Source organism: Desulfosarcina sp. (genome assembly GCF_046496365.1).
Taxonomy (GTDB): Bacteria; Desulfobacterota; Desulfobacteria; order Desulfobacterales; family Desulfosarcinaceae; genus Desulfosarcina.
Genome location: NZ_JAWOHB010000135.1, coordinates 44830 through 64987, shown reverse-complemented (window position 1 = coordinate 64987; position 20158 = coordinate 44830). Strand labels below are relative to the sequence as shown.

General features: G+C 57.7%; 17 protein-coding genes. 7 read left to right on the top strand and 10 right to left on the bottom strand.

The genetic code is table 11. The features are described 5' to 3' along the window. The gene (locus tag R6V78_RS12475) at window positions 1-2172 is read left to right on the top strand and encodes a DNA translocase FtsK (protein WP_410289689.1); all 2172 of its coding nucleotides are present in this window, start codon (window positions 1-3) and stop codon (window positions 2170-2172) included. A gap of 15 nt (window positions 2173-2187) precedes the next feature. Beyond that, on the top strand, window positions 2188-2835 hold the full coding sequence (locus tag R6V78_RS12470; RefSeq protein ID WP_410289688.1) for a class I SAM-dependent methyltransferase: 648 nt from the start codon (window positions 2188-2190) through the stop codon (window positions 2833-2835). 84 nt (window positions 2836-2919) lie between these two features. On the opposite strand, the gene R6V78_RS12465 is transcribed toward R6V78_RS12470, so the two are convergent. The 3 genes from R6V78_RS12465 to R6V78_RS12455 all read right to left on the bottom strand — a co-directional run bounded on the left by R6V78_RS12465 (window position 2920) and on the right by R6V78_RS12455 (window position 3684). Then, entirely contained in the window at window positions 2920-3282 is a 363-nt protein-coding gene (locus R6V78_RS12465) for a hypothetical protein (protein ID WP_410289687.1), read from the bottom strand. Beyond that, window positions 3279-3416, bottom strand: a complete 138-nt coding sequence (locus tag R6V78_RS12460; protein WP_410289686.1) for a hypothetical protein — start codon at window positions 3414-3416, stop codon at window positions 3279-3281. Before R6V78_RS12460 ends, R6V78_RS12465 begins: the two co-directional genes overlap by 4 nt. A gap of 61 nt (window positions 3417-3477) precedes the next feature. After that, window positions 3478-3684: a hypothetical protein gene (locus R6V78_RS12455; RefSeq protein WP_410289685.1), complete on the bottom strand. Its 207-nt coding sequence runs from the start codon at window positions 3682-3684 to the stop codon at window positions 3478-3480. Between the two features lie 135 nt (window positions 3685-3819). On the opposite strand from R6V78_RS12455, the gene trkA reads away from it, so the two are divergent. Beyond that, window positions 3820-5184: a Trk system potassium transporter TrkA gene (trkA, locus tag R6V78_RS12450; protein WP_410289684.1), complete on the top strand. Its 1365-nt coding sequence runs from the start codon at window positions 3820-3822 to the stop codon at window positions 5182-5184. Next, window positions 5185-6633, top strand: coding sequence for a TrkH family potassium uptake protein (locus tag R6V78_RS12445; RefSeq protein ID WP_410289683.1), 1449 nt, complete (start codon window positions 5185-5187; stop codon window positions 6631-6633). A gap of 95 nt (window positions 6634-6728) precedes the next feature. On the opposite strand, the gene R6V78_RS12440 is transcribed toward R6V78_RS12445, so the two are convergent. From R6V78_RS12440 to R6V78_RS12410, 7 genes are all read right to left on the bottom strand, one after another. Continuing rightward, window positions 6729-7679 (bottom strand): electron transfer flavoprotein subunit alpha/FixB family protein, encoded by a 951-nt coding sequence (locus tag R6V78_RS12440; RefSeq protein WP_410289682.1) that lies wholly within the window; start codon window positions 7677-7679, stop codon window positions 6729-6731. Between the two features lie 2 nt (window positions 7680-7681). Then, window positions 7682-8449 carry an electron transfer flavoprotein subunit beta/FixA family protein gene (locus tag R6V78_RS12435; protein WP_410289681.1) on the bottom strand — a complete coding sequence of 256 codons (768 nt, stop codon included), beginning with the start codon at window positions 8447-8449 and terminating at the stop codon, window positions 7682-7684. A gap of 107 nt (window positions 8450-8556) precedes the next feature. Further along, entirely contained in the window at window positions 8557-9894 is a 1338-nt protein-coding gene (locus R6V78_RS12430; RefSeq protein WP_410289680.1) for an NAD(P)/FAD-dependent oxidoreductase, read from the bottom strand. Between the two features lie 415 nt (window positions 9895-10309). Beyond that, on the bottom strand, window positions 10310-10954 hold the full coding sequence (locus R6V78_RS12425; RefSeq protein ID WP_410289679.1) for a sarcosine oxidase subunit gamma SoxG: 645 nt from the start codon (window positions 10952-10954) through the stop codon (window positions 10310-10312). A 24-nt stretch (window positions 10955-10978) separates the two neighbouring features. Beyond that, the gene (locus tag R6V78_RS12420) at window positions 10979-13894 is read right to left on the bottom strand and encodes a 2Fe-2S iron-sulfur cluster-binding protein (protein ID WP_410289678.1); all 2916 of its coding nucleotides are present in this window, start codon (window positions 13892-13894) and stop codon (window positions 10979-10981) included. After that, a complete protein-coding gene (locus R6V78_RS12415; RefSeq protein WP_410289677.1) occupies window positions 13891-14151 on the bottom strand; it encodes a sarcosine oxidase subunit delta in 261 nt (86 codons plus the stop codon). The genes R6V78_RS12420 and R6V78_RS12415 overlap by 4 nt, the downstream gene beginning before the upstream one ends. 13 nt (window positions 14152-14164) lie before the next feature. Next, window positions 14165-15388 carry an FAD-dependent oxidoreductase gene (locus R6V78_RS12410; RefSeq protein ID WP_410289676.1) on the bottom strand — a complete coding sequence of 408 codons (1224 nt, stop codon included), beginning with the start codon at window positions 15386-15388 and terminating at the stop codon, window positions 14165-14167. Window positions 15389-15639: 251 nt separating this feature from the next. Between R6V78_RS12410 and R6V78_RS12405 the strand changes: the two genes are divergently transcribed. The 3 genes from R6V78_RS12405 (at window position 15640) to R6V78_RS12395 (ending at window position 20091) form a co-directional block, all read left to right on the top strand. Continuing rightward, window positions 15640-16518, top strand: a complete 879-nt coding sequence (locus R6V78_RS12405) for a MurR/RpiR family transcriptional regulator (RefSeq protein WP_410289675.1) — start codon at window positions 15640-15642, stop codon at window positions 16516-16518. A gap of 182 nt (window positions 16519-16700) precedes the next feature. Next, the gene (locus tag R6V78_RS12400) at window positions 16701-18224 is read left to right on the top strand and encodes a sigma-54 interaction domain-containing protein (protein WP_410289674.1); all 1524 of its coding nucleotides are present in this window, start codon (window positions 16701-16703) and stop codon (window positions 18222-18224) included. A gap of 124 nt (window positions 18225-18348) precedes the next feature. Beyond that, window positions 18349-20091 (top strand): sigma 54-interacting transcriptional regulator, encoded by a 1743-nt coding sequence (locus tag R6V78_RS12395; RefSeq protein WP_410289673.1) that lies wholly within the window; start codon window positions 18349-18351, stop codon window positions 20089-20091. The last annotated feature ends 67 nt before the right edge of the window (window positions 20092-20158 follow it).

Sequence of the window (20158 nt, the reverse complement as noted above, 5' to 3'; positions counted from 1 at the left end):
ATGAAAAAAGAGATCATCGGCATTCTTTTTTTCTTCATGGTGGTGTTCAGCTTGATCAGCCTTTTGTCCTTCAAGCCGGACGATCCATGCCTGTTTTTCAACGCCGGCGGGGCCGGGAACATTCAAAACCTCTTCGGCGCTTTCGGCGCCAACTTTGCCGGTATCCTCGTGGGGTTCTTCGGCATCGGCGCCTTCTGGATTCCCTTCCTTTTTCTGCTGGGCAGCACCCTTTTTTTCGGCAAGAATCCGAGCCGGGCCATGCTGCCGCTGGCTGCCGGCGGCGTGCTGTTGATCATCACCACGGGAAGCCTGCTGGCCTTCAACCAGGACCACTATGTGCTTTTCGGCAGCCGCTTCACGGCGGGAGGGATCGTCGGCATTCCCCTCAAGTCTTTTGCCGTGCGTTATTCCAACCCGGCCGGCGGCTCGATGATTCTGATGCTGGTGTGGTTGATCGGTTTTATCATGGCCACCGGTTTTTCCGTTGTCGCATTCTATCGCCGCTGCAAATCGGCCAATGCTGCGCTGTACGATCGCCTGGCCACGGTACTGATCAAGTGGAAGGAGCGCCGCCAGAAAAACCTCAAGCGCAGGCAGAACCTCAAGGCCGAGAAGAAAAAGCAAAAAGAGAAGATCGAGATCAAGACCCCGGAACCGCACCCGGTGCCGATCAAACCGGTACCCAAGCAGGCCGTGTTTGCGTTCATGAAGGACGAAACGAGATTTTCCCTTCCCTCGGTCAGTTTTCTTGACGACCCCAAGGCGCGACCCCAGTCCACCAGCGAAGAAAACCTGCGCATGCAGTCCCGGCTGCTGGAAAAGAAGCTGGAAGATTTCGGCGTCACCGGCAAGGTGGTTGCCGTCACGCCGGGCCCGGTGATCACCACTTTCGAATACGAGCCGGCACCCGGCGTCAAGATCAACCGCATCGTCAACCTTACCGACGACCTGGCCCTGGCCCTGCGGGCCATCAGCATCCGCATCGTGGCGCCCATTCCCGGCAAGGCCGTCATCGGCGTGGAGATACCCAACGCCGACCGTGAAACGGTGCGCTTCAAAGAGATGGTGCTGTCGCCTTCCTTCGAACAGGCCAAGAGCACGCTGACCCTGTGCCTGGGCAAGGACATCGTGGGCAACCCGGTTTCCGCCGGACTGGAGAAGATGCCCCACCTGCTGATCGCCGGGGCTACCGGAACCGGCAAGAGTGTGGCCTTGAACACCATGATCTGCAGCCTCTTGTACAAACTGACCCCGGATCAGGTGAAGCTGATCATGGTCGACCCCAAACGCATCGAGCTGTCCATGTACGACGGTATTCCCCACCTGATCACCCCTGTGGTCACCGATGTGAAGAAAGCCACCAACGCGCTGTTTTGGGCCGTGCGTGAGATGGAACACCGCTATGAGCTGCTTTCGGAGAAGAAAACCCGCAATATCGAACAGTATAACCGTAAGATCGAAAAAGAGCCTGTCGTCCCGCCGGTCGAAGGTGAGGACAAACCCCGGGAACCGGCCAAACCGCTGCCCTACATCGTCATCATCATCGATGAACTGGCCGACCTTATGATGGTGGCATCGCGGGATGTGGAGGTGGCCTTGACCCGCCTTGCCCAGATGGCCCGGGCCGCCGGCATCCACCTGATTCTGGCCACCCAGCGGCCGTCGGTGGACGTGCTCACCGGCATCATCAAGGCCAACTTCCCCACCCGCCTGACCTTCCAGGTCTCCTCCAAGACCGATTCGCGCACCATCATCGACACCAATGGTGCTGAAAGCCTGCTGGGCAACGGGGATATGCTCTTTCTGCCACCGGGAACGGCTCGGCTTCAGCGCATCCATGGCGCCTATATTTCCGAGGCCGAACTGACCCGCACCACCGAATTTCTGAAAAAGCAGCAGACCCCCGACTATGATAAAAGCGTCGTCCAGGCCCCGGTCAAGGAAGCCGACGCCGGCGGCGAGAAGGAGTACGATGAGCGCTACGACGATGCCGTGGCCCTCGTCACCCAGGCTGGCCAGGCATCCATCTCCATGGTTCAGCGCCACCTGCGCATCGGATATAACCGTGCGGCCCGGATCATCGAAATGATGGAGGCCGAGGGTGTCATCGGACCCCAGGACGGGGTCAAGCCCAGGGAGGTGCTTGCAAGAAACTACGGTGACATCTCATAGGATTAATCCCACCCAATGAACCCAACAGACCCAACCCACGCAATGCTTATCGACAGCATCAAAGGATTCCTGGACCCGGAGGAGGGCAGGCGGCTTTACGAGATTGCCCTGAAGGCTTCGCGGTTGGGGCCCTGCCTGGAGATCGGCAGTTACTGCGGCAAGTCCGCGGTGTATCTCGGCTGCGCCTGCCGCGAAAATGGCGCCGTCCTGTTCTCCATTGACCACCATCGGGGCTCCGAGGAGCAGCAGCCCGGAGAAGCCTATTTCGACCCCGCTCTTTATAATTACAAAACGTTTTCCATGGACACCTTGCCCTTGTTCCGGCAAACCCTGGCCCTTGCCGGACTCGAGGAGACGGTGGTGCCCATCGTCAGCCGCTCGGACATCGTCGGCCGCAGCTGGGCCTCCCCGCTGGCGCTGGTTTTCATCGACGGCGGTCACGCTCTCGAAACCGTCCGCACCGACTTCGAGTGCTGGGCGGGCCACATTCTCCCCGGCGGCTACCTGCTGATTCACGACATCTTCGAGGATCCCGCCGAGGGCGGCCAGGCGCCCTGGGAGGTCTATAAACTGGCAGTGGCCTCGGGTTGTTTCGAGGAAATGTCCCGTTTCAGGACGCTGGGGGTGTTAAAGAGAACAACAGCTGATCCGCCTGCAGGGTAGTTTTCAACTCTCATGGTTACACCAACTCACTCCCATTGCCGTTTTGCAGGCAGCGGGGTACAGCATGAAATCTAGCATGGTCCGTTACCCACCCAGCCAGTGCATGGCATCGTCGAAATTGCGAAAAACCTTGTAGGTGTGCGGGAGTTCGGCGATCTGGGCAAAGGCGGCAAACAGTTTTCCAAGCCCGATATTGATTGTTTTTGATCCCACCAGGGCGACCTTTCTGGACTGCCCGTCGGTTTGAAAAAGCTTCAAACTCTCAGCAATGCCTTTCATCTCAACCGTGGAAATTTTCACACTGCCCGCCAGGCTAAAATCCCACAGTGACGTATCGGTCTGTTTGCCGGCCAGGTATCGGGTCGCTTCCACGATGATTTCGTTGGCCGTCACATCACCGGTGACCCTGAAAATAGTGCAGCTATCGATGGTTTCGATGGAAATCATTGGCGCTCCCGCACCTGCTGGCAGGTGTCTGTGATATCAATCGGGGCGATGGCCCTGCCCGTTTTCAGGCAGGTCATGTTTGGGCTGCCCCCCTCGCCCGTCTCGAGACGGGTTCCGATTGCAGTTGGCTGCATGTCTCCTTCTTAACCGGACCAAATGGTAAATGCAAGGGGTGGCGCAGACCCGCAGAATAGATCAGTTGTCCAGTACATGCTGCTTCCAGCCCAGCTCCAGGGCTTCCAGATAAGTGTTCCGCATGGTATCCGGGTAGCTGCCGTCCAGGATCTTGTTATGGGCGTGGGGCGGGTGGTAGGACATGCGAAAGGCCACCACACCTCTGGAAAAGCGCGTGTCCAGGGCAGGTCGATACCCTCGACCCGGTGTCAGATACTGGCTGACCATCACCGCCAAAAATTCGAAAGTACAAAAAAATCATTGACTTATATTGCGAGCTGATCAATACCACATCCATCTTTGCAGTGATGTTCTCATTATCCGGTGAATAGAGAGGGATCTTGCCAAAATCAGGGAGTTGAAATGAAAATTGTCATTATCGGTGCGGGCGAAGTTGGCTTTCACATCGCCAGCTGCCTGGCATTTGAAAACAAGGATGTAGTGGTTGTCGATTCAAGTGCTGCGGCCTTGAAACGGGTTGCTGAAGCCATCGACGTTCAGACAATATGTGGTTCCGGCTGCAGTCCCGTCATTCTTGAAGCGGCCGGTATCCGGGAGGCGGAATTCATGCTTTCCGTTACCGACTCCGACGAAGTGAATCTTGTCGCCTGCCTGATGGCTGATACCCTTTCACCTGCCACCAAGAAGCTGGCCCGATTGCGGGAAGCCGATTTTGAACCCTACCACGAAACGTTAAAGTTGAACGCGCCGCATATCGATACGATTATCAACCCTGAAGTCGAGGTGGTTAAGACCATCGAACGGCTGATGGATGTTCCCGGTGCCGTGGACGTGGGTGATTTCGGCGACGGGCGAATCAAGTTCGTCGGCATCCGCATAGAACACGACTCACGGTTGATCAACGTGCGGCTGGCCGATCTCCCAAGCATGCTGGAAACCAATCGGCCCCTGATTGCCGCCATCGTTCGTGACGACAGGCTGATTATTCCCAAGGGCAACAACCATCTGCGTGCCGGCGACCTGGTCTATTTCATCAGCGAAAAGAGCAAGCTGTTTAAACTGCTTTCCATTTTCGATAAACCTGCCCATCCCGTCAAACGGGTGCTGATTGTGGGCGGCGGCCGGATCGGCTATCGGTTGGCCAGGCAACTTGAAAGTCGCTCCTTGGCCTGCAAAATCATCGAGAAACGCAGCGAGCGTTGCAATTTTCTGGCTGAACATCTGAAACGGACCATCGTACTCCATGGTGACGGCTCCGACCAAAATATGCTGGTGGAAGAAAATATTCACGACGTGGATCTGGTGGTGACCCTGACCAACGACGAAGAGACCAATATTCTGGCGTCGCTGCTGTCCAAACGGCTGGGCGCCACAAAAACCATTACACAGATTAGTAAATTCAGTTACTTCCCACTCATGGCGACCATTGGCATCGAACAGGTGGTCAGCCCCCGGCTGTCGGCCATAAATACAATCCTGCAGCATATTCGCCGGGGAAAGGTTCTCTCGGCGATATCCCTTAAAGGGGAAGAGGGTGAGGTTTTGGAGGCGTTGGCATTGCAAACATCTGCAATCGTGTCAAAACCATTGAAAAGGATACAGTTTCCAAAAGGATCCATGGTGGCTGGGATCATCCGCCAGGAGACCGTTATTATCCCCGACGGGGACAGCGTCATCGAACCCGGAGACAGGATCATTATTTTCGCTGTCCGCAATGCTATCCCCGGTGTTGAAAAGATCCTTGCGGTAAAACTGGAGTATTTTTAAATGCACTGGCGCTATATTCTGAAGACCATTGGCGTGTTGATCCTGTTTATCGGCGGGACCATGGCTTTGCCTCTGGGCTTTGCCCTATTTACCAACGACCCCTGTCTGCTGCCGACAATCAAAGCCATGGGAACAACCCTGGGCGGTGGCGCCATCCTTGCTGCCATCTTCAGGCATGCCAGGTCGGAGACCATCAATCAGCGGGAGGGGATGGCCATTGTAGCCGTCGGCTGGATGGCCATCGGGCTGTTTGGGGCGCTTCCGTTCTATTTTTCCGGGGCGCCCTTTTCTTTTGAAAATGCAATTTTTGAATCCGTCTCCGGATTCACCACCACCGGTTCGACAATTTTAACCGACATCGAAGCGTTGAGCCGGGGGATGCTTCTCTGGCGGAGCTTCATCCAATGGTTGGGAGGGATGGGCATCATTGTTCTGTCCATAGCCATTCTTCCCTTCCTGGGCGTCGGCGGTATGCAGCTATACAAAGCGGAGGTGCCAAGCCCCGTGCCGGACAAACTCAAACCGCGTATCCGTGAGACGGCTGTTATTTTGTGGAAAGTCTATGCCGTGTTTACGATAGCCGAGGTGCTTTTGCTTTTTCTTGGCGGCATGAGTCTTTACGACGCGCTGAACCACGCCTTTACCACCCTGCCAACCGGCGGCTTCTCAACCCGGAATGCATCGGTGGCTCATTTCAACAGTGTTTATATTGACGCCGTGATTATTTTTTTCATGCTCCTGGCCGGCATCAACTTTTCACTTCATTACCAGCTGCTGAAAGGCCGGCCGCTGACTTTCTGGAAAGATTCGGAATGCCGCTTTTTTCTGGTGATGTGCATGGTCCTGACCCTGGCTGTGGGTGTAAACATTTATCGCACGGTGTACCCTGAAGCCGGTCAGGCACTGCGCTATGCTGCGTTTCAGGTGATTTCAATCGTTACCACGACTGGATATGCAACGGCCGATTATGAATTGTGGCCGCCTATGTCACAGATCATTTTGTTCTTTTGCATGTTTGTGGGGGCGTCGGCCGGTTCAACCGGTGGCGGCATGAAATGTGTCCGCATCATTCTCTGTTTCAAGTATTGCTACAAAGAACTCTTTTCCATGATTCATCCGCGGGCGGTCACCCACATTAAAATCGGCGGGAAAACGGTGCCGGATGACGTGGTGAGAAGTGTGCTCGGGTTCCTGGCGCTTTATATGGCCCTGTTTGCTCTGGGTACCCTCTTGTTGGCCGGCCTCGGTGTTGATTTTGTCACCGCCCTCGGCGCTGTAGCGGCCACGATTGGCAATATTGGACCCGGATTCGGCATGGTGGGCCCGGTGGAAAACTATTCCCAGATTCCCTACTGGGGCAAGTGGCTCCTTTCCTGGTGCATGCTGTTGGGGCGCCTTGAAATTTATACCCTTATCATTCTGGTCGTACCGGAGTTCTGGAGGAAATGATGCGGCCATAATGGGTTGCGCATCGGTCAGGGGCCCCATGCGAGACGCTGACCCTGACGCGCAGTGGGTTGCGGTTTACGGTGACATGCAAGGCTTCAATTTTTCAGCGTTGCCAGGGCCTTTTCCAGCGCCGGCAAAATTTCAAACAGATCTCCCACGGCATAATAGTCGCAGTTGCTCATGATGGCGGCGTTGGCATCGGTGTTGATGGCGATGATCATTTTGGCGGTTTTCATGCCGGCAAAGTGCTGGATGGAACCGGAGATGCCCACGGCCATGTATACCTTTGGGTTCACCTTGACGCCGGTCTGGCCCACCTGCATGGCATAGGGAACCCAGCCGTTGTCCACGGCCACCCGGGAGGCGCCCACGGCGGCGTTGAGGTGCCTGGCGCAGTCAAAGAGCAGCTTGAAGTTCTCGGCGTTCTTCAACCCCCGCCCGCCGGAGATGATGATGTCCGCTTCGGCCAGGTACTGGGAGCCGCCGCCGTCGCTGCGTGTTTCGACCACTTCGAAGCCGCTGTCGCGCTCCGCCGCAAAGGCGAAATCGATAACCTCCGCCACCGCCGGCGTTTTTAAGGCGGTGACGACATTGGCGCGCAGGCCGTAAATGCAATGACTGCCGGACAGCGCGATGGTGGCGATCGTCTTGCCCGAATATTGGGATGTCTTCGCCCGGTGGCCTTCCAGGTCGATGTCGATGCAGTCCATAACCAACGGGGCGTCCAATCGTGCGGCGATTCGCGGCAGCAGTTCGCGGCCCGTGGGTGTGGTCAGGCCGATCAACGTGGTGATCCCCTGTTTGCGCATGGCCGCCATCACTGCGGCGGCATGCGTGGCCGGGTCCCATCTGCCGCTTTCGGTGCGGATGTCTACGATGCGGGTCACCCCGTAAGCCTGCAGCGCTTTGCGGGCATCGTCGACCGGCGCGTCCACCACCAGAGCCACCAGTTGCCGGTTGTCTGCGCGGGCGGCGGTGGCCATGCCGAAATTGGCTTCCTTGACGCGTCCGTCCTTGAACTCGATGAGCAAACCGATAGGCTGCATGGTCAAATTACCTTGGCTTCATTTTTAAGGATGTCCACTATCTGTGCGGCGATTTCGGCGGCGCTGCCCATGAGTGCTCTGGGGGATCGCCGCTCGACATCCGGCACCAGTTCCTGGATATACATGCCGGCAGGAGGCCTCTCGATGGCCAGTTCGGCCAGGCCGATCCTTCTTACCGGTTTTTTGCGGGATTTAACGATGTCCGGGAAGGTCGGATAATTGGGTGTGTTCAGCCCCTTGCCCACGCCGATGACACAGGGAACGGCCATGCAAAAGACGTCGACGGTACCGGCTTCACGTTCGCATTCCACCGTCACGCTTTCGGCGCTTGCGTCAACCTTGACCACGTTGGTGGCCACGGGCAGGCCCAGGTTTCGGGCTAATCGGAACTGGGTCTGCATCCCCTCGCTGTCGATGGATTCCTTGCCGGTGAGAACCAACCACGGCTGGCCGTCGGACCTGATGGCGGCGGCCAGGGCGCGGGCGGTGAAAATGCTGTCATGGGGCTGGTCGGTCTCGATCAATATGCTGCGGTCCGCCCCCATGGCCATGGCTGCGCGCAGGGTGTTTTCCGCGGCCGCTTTGCCCAGGCAGACGGCAACAACCGCCGTATGGGCGGATGACGCCTTGATCCTGGCCGCTTCGGTGACGGCGTGTTCGTCGTAGGGGTTCAGCAGAAAGGTGATCTTCTCGTTGATGCCGGTCTTGCCTGCCACGGTGATGGTGGCCGCGGAATCGGGTACGTGCTTGACGCAGACATAGATGTTCATGGTGTTGGTCTCTATCTCATGGGTTCATAATACCACGGGCCCGCTCCAGCAGGCCCGTGGTATTATGAACTACCTCCTTGCTTTTTCAAGAGCGGATGCCACCGGCGTTATCCGTTGACGGAAAAGCTGGAGTTGATGTTGATCTCGCGTTTGCGGGAGAAGAAACCCACATCCAGGGTGCGTCCGGTGTATTTCATTTTGAACTGGAAGGGTTTCTGGTCATGATCCAGACCCTTTTCACAGGCTTCGATCAGCTCGGCCATCATGCGTCCCACGACCGGGGCGTTCTTGTACTGGTTGCCGCTGGTGCCGACGGCCATGTAGAAACCGCCCAGGTCGGATTTGTCATAAACCGGAATCCAGTCGTCGGAGCAGTCATACAGGTCAACGACACCCTTGGGCTGGTTGGGCACCTGCAGGGTGGGGACACGGCGTCCCAGACGGTAGCACTGGGCTTTCCACTGCGCTTCGGTCAGCTGATTGTCACGGCCGTGGCCACCCTTGCCGGCGTAAAACTCGTCCGGGTCCACCCATTCCTGAGGATCGCATTCAGGGTCTTCGGAACCGATGAGGTACATGTTGCCCACTTCCGGGCGCACGTAACAGCCGATGTCACCATCGCTCTGGTGGTAGCCCTTATGGATGTAATCATAATCCTCGGGGGCGGGGCAGTACATGACTTCGTGGCGCAGGGCCTTGGTTTTGATGTTGCAGCCCTCCCAGACCCCTGGGGCCATCTGGTTGATCTTGAATGAGTGGGGGCCGGCGCAGTTGACCACGATGGGGGCGTCGATCTCGGTGCCGTCGGCCAGGGTGATGCCCTGGACCTTGCCTTCGGCGGCGCGGATCTTGACCACCTCGGCGTTGAACATGAACGTGGCCCCTTTGGCCTCGGCGGCGCGCATGATGTTGTGGGCGGAAAGCGCCGGGTCGTTGACGTAGCCGCCCTCGGGGCAGAACAGGCCGCCTTCGAGCATCTTGGTGGGCTCTTCCCAAAATGCCTGATCCTCGGGGCGTTTGACCGGCCAGAACTCATGCAGGTCAAGCACGGGGACCAATTCAAGGATCTCTTCGTTGGTCAATTCCTTATACTTGACACCCACGGCATCATAGTGTTTTTTGACGTTCTGCCACTTGTGCCCCTGGGATTTGATGAGCAGGGAGCCGGTGTTCATAAACTTGGCCAGGCCCTTCTCGTCCTTGACGTGATCCAGGTAGTTCTCCCAGTCCAGCCAATATTTGAAACCCTCGTAGGCAAAGGCCACACCGTCCTCGGTGGAGTAGTGGGCGCGGACGATGGCGCAGGAGCCTGCCGTAGAGCCTTCACCGGCATCGTGCAGTTTGTCCACGCTCATGGTCTTGTATCCCATTTTGGAAAGCTCATAGGCAATGGGGGCACCGATCACGCCAGCCCCGATGATAATGGCGTCATACTTTTTGGTCATGATTTCCTCCGTCACGGGTAATACGTAAAGATTCGTTAATGTTGGTTCGAAATGATTCAGGACACGGGTCGAACCGATTTCGTATGCAAAATAACCGCCGCAAACAGACCAAATAATTTTTTTTAAAAATTAATTTATTATCGTATAAATGCGAATGGTTATTTCGCGGTTGCCGCCGCCGGTACGGCGATTGCTGCCGTTCAGCGCAGCAAATGTAAAAAAAAATAAACTGAAAAGAAAAAATATTTTCTGTTTAATGGAAAGAGATTTTTCACTTGATACTGAACTGCCCATGCGGACAGCCGGTAATTGTTCCGATTCTTTGAAACCAAGCGGCTGAAGCGTAAAACCGCCGATTCAGCCGCTCTTTCACGCTATCTGATTTGGGCTTTATCCACAACCCACAGTCACGGTACTACCCTTGAAGCGCTTGAATCCAGGCAGTAAAGCGGTTTTCGCCAGCCGGCCTCAGTCCGAGCGCGGATCCGGCTTCTATTATGGCGTGAACCATGCTGTCGCCGTAGCCCCGGCTGCAGGTCAACAGGAAACCCCCGCTGCCCTCGGCTGCCTTTTCCAGGGTCACGATCTGGCAGGGCACATGGCAAAAGGGGCCCTGGTAAAGAAATGGCGCCTGCTTGGCCGGGTCCAGAAAATCCAGGGCAGTCAGCTTTTCGGCGATAAAAAACGCCTTGGGGCCGAACAGGGCCAGAAAGACCGTGGACTCGGTCACGTCGGTGTAACCCGCAAAATCAGGCAGGACGGGTGCTGCCGCCGTACCCAGGTGGTAGATGGAGGTCTGGGTGCGGTTCATGCGGTTGATCAGCGTGTCGTTGGCGAAGGTGCATGCACCCGCATCCGCCGGCACCGCCAGATCGCAGGGGCGCTGGTCACCGATCTTGCTGTCCTGCAGGTCCCAGCGGGTTTTGTGGGCCAGATCCACCAGCCAGGGTCCCTGTCCCTCTTCATCGTATTCCAGCGTCACCGTCCAGTTGTCGCGCACCTCGGTTTTGCGGGGGCTGACCTTGAACTGCACCGGCGATTGTCTTTTTATTTCAGTCATCGTGGTTACCTCGATTTGCCTAAATTAATTTTTCATTCTCTTTCCATCCGGGTCATAGAAGGGCATGGCCACGACTCGGGCGTACAACCGCACGCCATTGCACTCATCCTCAAATATCTCCAGCCGGGTGCCGATGTCCGCCAGCTGGGATTCCACCAGAGCCATACCCACGGCCTGGCCGGTGGAGAAGCTTTTGCGCATGGTGGCCACGTAGCCGCGAACCTTGCTGTCGACAATCAACGCGCCGTCGCGGGCGGGCCGATTGTCATCCTCCATGCGGATGCCCACCAGCTTCAGCCGACCCGGGGTGTTTTCGGCCTGGCGCAGGGCCACGGCACCCACTGTCTTGGCGTCGGCCTTTTTTCGATCCCAGAGAAAGCCCAGACCCAGATCCAGCAGATTGGTGCGCTGTTCGGATTCGGACCCGAGAATGACGTGGCATTTTTCCATGCGCAGCACGTTCTGGGCCTCCACGCCGAAGTTGCGGATACCGAATTCGGCGCCGGCTGCCTTGAGCATGTCCCAGACCGCCTGGGTGTAGGATGCGGGTACGTGCAGCTCATAGGAGAGCTCGCCCACAAAGCCCAGGCGCATGGCCCGCACGAGAATGGTGTCCTTGATCGTGAACTCCCGGTATCCGGAAAAGGGCAAGGCCTCATTGGACAGGTCGATGTCCGCCACCCTGGCCAGGACCTTGCGGACGTTGGGGCCGGAGATGTTAATTACGCCCAGGGCATCGGTCAGGTTGACCAGGGCGAAGTTCCAGCCGTCGAAACGCGTGTGGTAGCGGATCCATTCCACGGTCTGACCGGCACGGGCGGAAGACGTGGTGAAGTAGTAATCGTTTTCCGCCTGCTTGACCACCACGCCGTCGTCGATGACGCAGCCATCGTCGTTGCACATGGCCGAATACTTGATACGGCCCTCCTTGACCTTGCTCATGTCCGATACGTACACCCGCTGCAGGGCTTTCAGGGCATCGGGTCCGTGGATGCGGAACTTGCCCAGGGTGGAACCATCCAGCAGGCCCACGTTTTCACGTACGTTGAGGATCTCTTCCTTGCAGTCGAAGTCGTCGGAAAAATAACGCGCCCGCTGCCAGACGCCGATGTTGCGGAAAATCCCGCCGTCTCGGATCTGAGAGGCGTGCAGCGGCGTGCGCTTGAACATGTGGTGGTTGTAGCCCGCATAGGTGGCCAAAAAGGTGGGCACCAGCGGCGGACGCACCGTGGTAGGCACCGGCGTGTTGATGGAGGCCGTGTACTTGGCCACAAACAGGGGCAGGTTATGCCCCGGGATGCCGCCCTGGCCAGGTCCGGTGCCGGCCGAGGTAAACCGCTTGATCAGCTCGGGGACATCGAATCCCATCTCGATGGCCTGTTTGATATTTTTGATGGTGGTATCTTCATCGAAACAGATGAAGCTCTTGCGTCCCTTGACCGGGGCGGTGACCAGCTTGCAGCCGCGCTCCGGTCCGGGAAGGGCCGCGGCGGCCTTTTCAGCAGCGGCAAGGGCCTTGGCCATATCCGCCCCTGCGGCGGCCGCGGCTTTGAGGCCGGCCAAGCGGCCGGAGGCCTCGATGGATGCCGGGGCGTTGATGCCGGTCAGGCGGCCGGCAGGAAACATCTTTTCAGGCAGCTCCGTCGGCAGGAAGTAGCCGGTATGGGTGTCGTAGCCCATCTTGGCCTGGGCCAAAATAAAGGGACCGGTCACCGGTGTCAGTCCGGCAGAGGCTACCAAAAGGTCGCAGGGGAACTGGCGTTTGACCGTGCCTTCGATGGTGGCGAGGGTCACTTTTTCCACTTTCTTGCAACCGTGGGCCCTGGTGGCTACCCAGCCCTTGAGGACCGGAATCTTGCGTTCGGCCAGGGCCAGCATCAGTTCGGGATTCTGACCGTCCTCGCGGATGTCGGCCACGCAGTTGATCTTCAGCCCAAGGTCGAAGAGATCGACGGCGGCCTCCAGGCCCAGGTCATGGCCCACGGAAAAGACCGCTTCGCTGCCCGGCAGCAGGCCATAGGTGCGGGCCATGCGATGGGCACAGCCCACCTGCATGACGCCGGGGCGCTCGTTGTGATCGAAGATCAAGGGGCGTTCGATGCAGCCGGTGGCCACCACGACGCTGTCCGAGCGGATCTCAATGTAGCGCTCGGTGAAGGTGTCCGCGGCTCCGCCCACCTGAAAGGCGGTGATCAGGTTGTTGTTGTAGGCGCCCACCATTGCGGTGTGCGTGAACACCCGGATGTTGGCGGTCTGCCGCACCCTTGCGGCCAGTTCGCGGGCCCGCTCGTAGAGAGGCGTACCTTCGGCGGTGGTGCTGACCCGGTAGTCGAAGCATCCGCCCAGGTGGGGGCGCGACTCCAGCAGGACTACCCGCTGTCCGGATTCGGCCGCGGCCAGGGCGGCGGTCATGCCGGCGGCGCCACCGCCGATGACGGTGACCTCGGCTTTGACGAACATCTCGTCATACTGGCCTTTCATCTGATAATCGGCGGAAATGACGCCGATACCGGCTGCCTTGCGGATCTGCTTCATGGCCACGGGCCACATGGCTGCGGGCTTGTGCATGGTCTTGTAGTAGAAGCCGGCCGGCATCATCCAGTCCAGTTTGTCGATAAAGGCCAGCCAGTCATGGTCGGCAGACCCCTTGACATTTTGCGCTTTGACGACCATGCCGTCCTTGAGCAGGGTGTTTTCGGTGCGAACGTTGGGCACGCCGTTGACGTCCATGCAGGTGTTGCTGCACTCGCCGTCAAGGCTGTAAAGCCCGCGGGGGCGGTGGTATTTCAAACTGCGTGCAAAGACCCGGACGCCATTGGCAAAAAGGGCCGTCGCAACCGTATCGCCGGCAACTCCCTGGACGGTTTTTCCCCGATAGTTCAGGGACAGTTTCTCCGAGGGGGTGATGCGGAGCGTGGGCAATTGGTTAAGCCTGTTCATTTGCTTGCCTCCGGTTTAGCCACTTCGAGGTTTTTGGTTGTGTCCCGCCAGGTGGTGAACCAGGATCCGCAGCCATCGCGGTGAAACCACCACTCCTTCTGGACACCGGCCGTGCACTTGTTCATGTGCACATAGTCACACCAGGCTGCAGGGGTCAGCCCGGCTTCCGCCGGGCGCGGTCCCTTGTCTTCTCCCCCATATCGGAACTCATAGCCGTTGCGTTTGCCGCACACGGGGCAGGTGAGTGTTAGGGCCATAATTCAATCTCCTTTAATTGTTCGGCGTGTAGCTGACCAGTTCGGCGGTTTCACCCATCAACTGGTGGTTTTCGTAGCGGCGCAGGTTGAACGGCTTGAGCATGTCCGGGCAGTTCCCGCTGGCCATGTACTGGGCCATGTACTTGCCGACGGCGTTGCAGGATTTGAAACCGAAGTAACCCCACCCGCAGTCCATGTAGAAGCCTTCAATATGATCGTTGCCGTCCATGATGGGTGCCATGTCCGGGGTCATGTCGGCCAGACCTCCCCAGATGCGCATGAACTTGACGCCGCGCAGGCAGGGCAGCCAGTCTGACAGGGCTTCGGCCTGGTGCTTGATATAATGGGCCGTGTTCTGGGTCGTGTAGTTGGGCCACTGATCCATATGGGCGCCGGTGGCGATTTCGCCTTTGAGCGTCTGGTTGGCATAACAGTGGTACGCACCCGACGAGACCACGTGGTCGAGCAGCGGTTTGAGCGGCTGGGTGACCATGGCCTGGATGGTGAGCACGGCGATGGGCAGCTTGATTCCCAGCATGTGGTAGATCAGGCCGGCACTGTAGCCGCCGGCACTGACCAGTACCCGCGGGGTGTGGATGCGGCCGCGGGATGTCTCCACACCGGTGATCTTTCCGCCTTCGGTGTGGATGGCCGTGGCTTCGGTGTGCTGGTGGATATGCACACCGTGCTTGGCGGCGCCTTTGGCCAGGCCCCAGACCACGGCGTCATGACGTACGATGCCACCAGGGGGGTGGAACATGGCGCCGTGGATGGGGAAGGTGATGTCCTCGGAGATGTTCAGCGCCGGCACCAGTTCCTTGGCCTGCTTGGCGTCGATGAGGTGGCTCTCCACGCCGTGGAACTGGGCGGTGGCGATGGTCATGCGAGCCGCCTTCATGGCTGCTTCGCTGTGCATCAGGTTGAGGTTGCCGCAGTTGTTGAACATCAGGTTGTAGTCCAGCTCTTTGGTGAGTACCGGCCAAAGGTCCAGCGCCTCCTTGTACAGCGGCACGTTGTATTGCGTGCGCTGGTTGGCGCGCACGATGGCCGTGTTGCGGCCGGCACCGCCGAATCCGATGAAGCGCTTTTCAATGATGGCCACATCCGTGATGCCGTGCTCCTTGGCCAGGTAGTAGGCTGTGGCCAGACCGTGAAGGCCGCCGCCGATGATCACCGCATCGTAGCTGGACTTCAGTCTGGTTTTGTTGCCCCACAGGGGCTTGGATTTCCAGAACATACGCTCTCCCTACATGGTTATAAGATAAAAAGTGCCCGGGCGAAGATGAATCGTGAACCGTCTAATTGTCCGCAATCGTAGTCGAATGAAAGGAAACATGTCAATAATAAAATTTAAGATTGATAAAAAAACATGCAAACAGACTTGACAATAAATTTTTATAGTAATAAAAATATGTAAAAAAAGTACTTTATACATTATATGGCAAAATGAAATAAAATTTTCATTTCAACATCTTTTAAGGAATTAGCATGAATGATTCCCAGGCACACCCGGTGATCAAGGGTATTGTCAATCATTTGGACACGCTGACCCCCAAGGGAAAGGTTCTGGGCAGCTACATTATCCAGAATCCCCGCAAGGCGGTTTTTATGACCACCAAGGAGCTTTCCGAAGCCTGCGGAGTTAGCGAGGCCACGGTCGTTCGGTTCGTAGGACAGCTGGGCTATGGCGGATATGGCGAATTCCTCCAGGCGTTGCGGGATTTTGTGGATTCGGGGTTGAGTCTGCCGGATCGGGTGGACCTTCCCGGGATGAAAGGGCCCGGCACCGATCTGCTGCACCGGGTGGTCTTCGAAGAGATGAACAACCTGAGGCAGTTTTACGAATCCATCGATATGAAGATTCTGGACCGCATCGTGGCGCACCTTCAGGAGAGCCCCTCCGTTTATGTGGTCGGTTCACGGGTCTCTTATACGTTTGCCTATTATCTGGGCTGGTCGCTGACCAAGGTTCGGCGGGGCGTCCATATTTTAAAAGGCAGTGACAGCACGGCCATCGACTGGCTGACCAATGCGCCCGACAACAGTTTGGTGACAATCATCACCACCTCGCGCTACCCCAATGAGCTGATCAAGCTGGGCAAGGTTGCCAGACGGCTGCAGCACAACCTGCTGGTAGTCACCGACAACGCCCTTTGCCCGGTAATCCCCTTTGCCCATCTCTCCCTGGTGGTACCGTCCCGCTCCATACCGCTGATCGGCTATCCGACGACCATCTCCTGTATCATCAACTACCTGGTGCTGGAGCTGGTCAATCGTCAGCAGCCACAGCTCAACGCCCACCAGGAAAAGCTGGAGCAGATGTACCTGGAAAATGACATCCTGTTCAACATGTACGCCCATGAGTGAGAAGCCGCCTCGCCGAACAGACGCCGGCAGACGGATGGGACCCCCGCCGGCTGGCTGTGGGTCGGGTATCACGCCAAGCCCTGCAAGACTGCCGGTTTGCCGGATGAACAAAAATATGGCATGCTTTGATTCAGCCTGTGGACCGCCAAATCAACCTTGACGCAACCAAGGGAGTGAAGGCTATGAATACCTCTCCACGCCATTCCATCGCCCGGACCCTCGACATCGGTTATGGGGAATTTCTGCCCTTTTTCGACGGGTTCAGTGAAGGGCTGCTGATTGTCGACCGGACCGGCACCATTATTTATTACAACCCCACCATGGCTGCCATCGACGAACTGGATCCGATGGATGTACTCGTGAAAAAAGTGGTTGACGTCTATGATCTGTCCGAAGAGGGCAGCGTGATCATGCAATGTCTGCAGAACCGGCAGTCCATCGTCGACCAGTCGCTGCTCTATCGGACGCGGCGGGGAAAGGTTGCCAATACCATCCATACCGTCTTTCCCCTGTTCAAACGGGATCGGCTGGAAGGGGCTATCTGCCTGGTGCGGGAGTACAACGTACTGGAAGAGACCATATCAGCCATTTCCATACCCCGGCCCAAGCAGGTGTTGCCCAATGAGACCCGCTTTGATTTCGATGCCATCGTGGGCAGTAATATCGATTTCCTCAGGGCCGTCAATGCGGCCAAAATGGCCGCCATTACCCCTTCGCCGGTGATGCTGCACGGGGAGACCGGAACCGGAAAAGAGCTGTTCGCCCAGGCCATTCACAACCACAGCGGGCGCAAAAACGGTCGTTACACGGCGGTGAACTGTGCCGCCATACCGGAAAACCTGCTCGAAGGACTGCTCTTCGGAACGACCGCCGGCGCCTTCACCGGGGCGCGGAACAAGATGGGGCTTTTTGAAAGGGCCAGCGGCGGGACCCTTTTTCTGGACGAACTCAACTCCATGGCCACCGGGCTTCAGGCCAAGATTCTCAGGGTCATTCAGGAACGCAAAGTTCGCCGGCTGGGCTCCCTCAAGGAGTCGGAGATCGATGTGAAAATCATCAGCAGCGTCAACAAGGAGCCCCATGTGGCCATTGCTGAAAACAATCTGCGGCCTGACCTGTTCTACCGTCTGGGGGTGGTCTTCATTCCCATTCCTCCCCTGCGTGACCGCAAAGAGGACATCGTTTTGCTGGCGCGGCATTTTCTGGCCAAGCACAGCCGGGCCCTGAACCGCAAGGTCGCCGACATTTCCGATGACGTACTGGCCCTGTTCAACGATTATGACTGGCCCGGCAACGTCCGTGAACTGGAGCACGTCATCGAAGGCGCCATCAACCTGGTGGTTTCCAGCCGAACCATCGAGCGCCGGCACCTGCAGTCTCACCTGACCACCTGGCGGCGGTTGCGGGGCGAGCCGGGCGCCGTTCAGCCGCCGGTGGCGGGTTCACCATCCGATGGATATGCATCCCACGGGCAGGCACGCCTCGGCATGCCTGCCCCGCGCACCGGTGCCGGCCGCAGTCCGTTGGACAGCGGCAAGGGCCTGCTGGCCAGCCAGGCGGACCATGAACGATCGGTGGTGGTCGACGCCCTGGCCGCCCATGGGGGCAATATTACCCGGGCGGCAGCCAGCATCGGCATTTCACGGCAGCTGTTCAACTACAAGATAAAAAAGTACCGCATCGATCGACGGAACTATATTCCGTGAAGGGGAGTGGGGGTGCGCCCGTCATGGCGTCACGATCAAGTCCGGACCTGTTCGCAGCGCGCCCGTGAGGGCATATTTTTTACTTTCGATGGGCATTCGAGTCGGACATGTTGGTTTAGGTGGTATGAACGCAGCAGACAGCAAGCGGTTAAATTATTTCGCGGCCATTATCGAGGCCTTTGACGGCATGGTGTACGTCTGTTCGTCGGACAACCGCATCGAATTCGTCAACCGGCAGGTGATCGATCTGCTGGGGCGGAATCCAGTGGGGGAGGCCTGCCACAAGGTTCTTTACGGCAACCCTGAAATTTGCCCGTGGTGCCCGGAACAAGAGACCTTCCAGGGTAAAACGGTCCGCTGGGAGTTCAAGAACCCCACCACGGGGCGCTGGTATTACCACATGGCCACGCCTATCGCCCACCCGGACGGTGCCCTTTCCAAGTTGAGCCTCTGCCTGGATATCACTGAAAAAAAAGCGGCCGAAAATGACCTGATCGAAAGCCGGCGACGGTTGAGCACCCTGATGAACAACCTGCCGGGGATCGTCTATCGCTGCCGGGCTGACGAATCTTTCACCATGGAGTTCGCCAGCCGGGGAAGCAAGCGGTTGCTGGGTTTTGAACCCCACGAGCTTCTCGGAAAGGGACCCAACGCCTTTCAGCGGATCGTTCACCCGGATGACCGCAAGAACATGCTCGATCTGGTGCGCGAAACCGTGGCCATGCGGCGGCCGTTCAGCTTCATCTACCGCATCCGGGCGGCCAGCGGCGACGAAAAATGGGTTTGGGAGCAGGGCGAAGGGGTTTTTGACGACGATGGTCAACTGGTGGCTCTGGAGGGATTCATCAGTGACGTGACCGCCTACAAAGAGGTGGAACTGGATCTTCGCAAGGAGAACATGCGCCTGCGTTCTTCCATCAGCGACCGCTATCGCTTCGGTGACATTATTGGCAAAAGCAAGGGGATGCAGGCGGTATACGACCTGATTCTCAAAGCTTCCGCCAGCAACGCCAGCGTGATCATTTTCGGTGAATCCGGTTCCGGCAAGGAACTGGTTGCCCGTGCCATCCACCAGCTGAGCGACCGGCGGACGGGGAACTTTGTTGCCGTCAACTGCGGTGCCATTCCCAAGGATCTGATGGAGCGGGAATTCTTTGGTCACCTGAAAGGGGCCTTTACCGGCGCCAATGCAGACAAGGGCGGATTCCTCGATTCGGCTGACGGCGGTACACTGTTTCTGGATGAAATCGGCGAGATCAACCAGGAAATACAGGTCAAGCTGCTGCGTGTGCTCGACGGGGTGGGGTACACCCCGCTGGGTGGAATTAAACTCAAGAAGAGCAATTTCCGGGTAATCGCCGCCACGAATCGCGACCTGGTGAAGCTGGTCAAAGGCGGGCGGATGCGCGAAGATTTTTTCTACCGCATCCGTATTCTGCCCATCCAGTTGCCGCCGCTGCGCGAGCGCAAAGAGGATATCCCCCTGCTGATCGATCATTTCCTGGCTGTGCTGGCCAAAGGCAAGCAAGGGCCCATGCACCTGCCGGTGCGGGTGCGTGAGGCCATGGAGACCTACAACTGGCCCGGCAATGTGCGCGAACTGCAAAACGTGCTGCACACCTATATCACTCTGGGAAAACTGGACCTGATGGGCCAGATCTCGGAGACTGCGGATGACCGGCAGGGAGCGACCGATCTGGCCTGGCCGGGCGGCGCCGGGCTCCGACAGCGGATGGATGCCCTGGAAAAAAAGATCATTCTCGGAGCGCTGGAAGCAGCCCGATGGCACCGCGGGCGGGCCGCTGAAGCCCTGCGGCTCAACTACAAGACGCTTCAACGCAAAATGAAAGCCCATGGCATAAAATAGTCTATTTTATGGACATAACTGTCCATAAGGAATTAAACGCTTCAATTTCAAATAGTTAAATGAATAA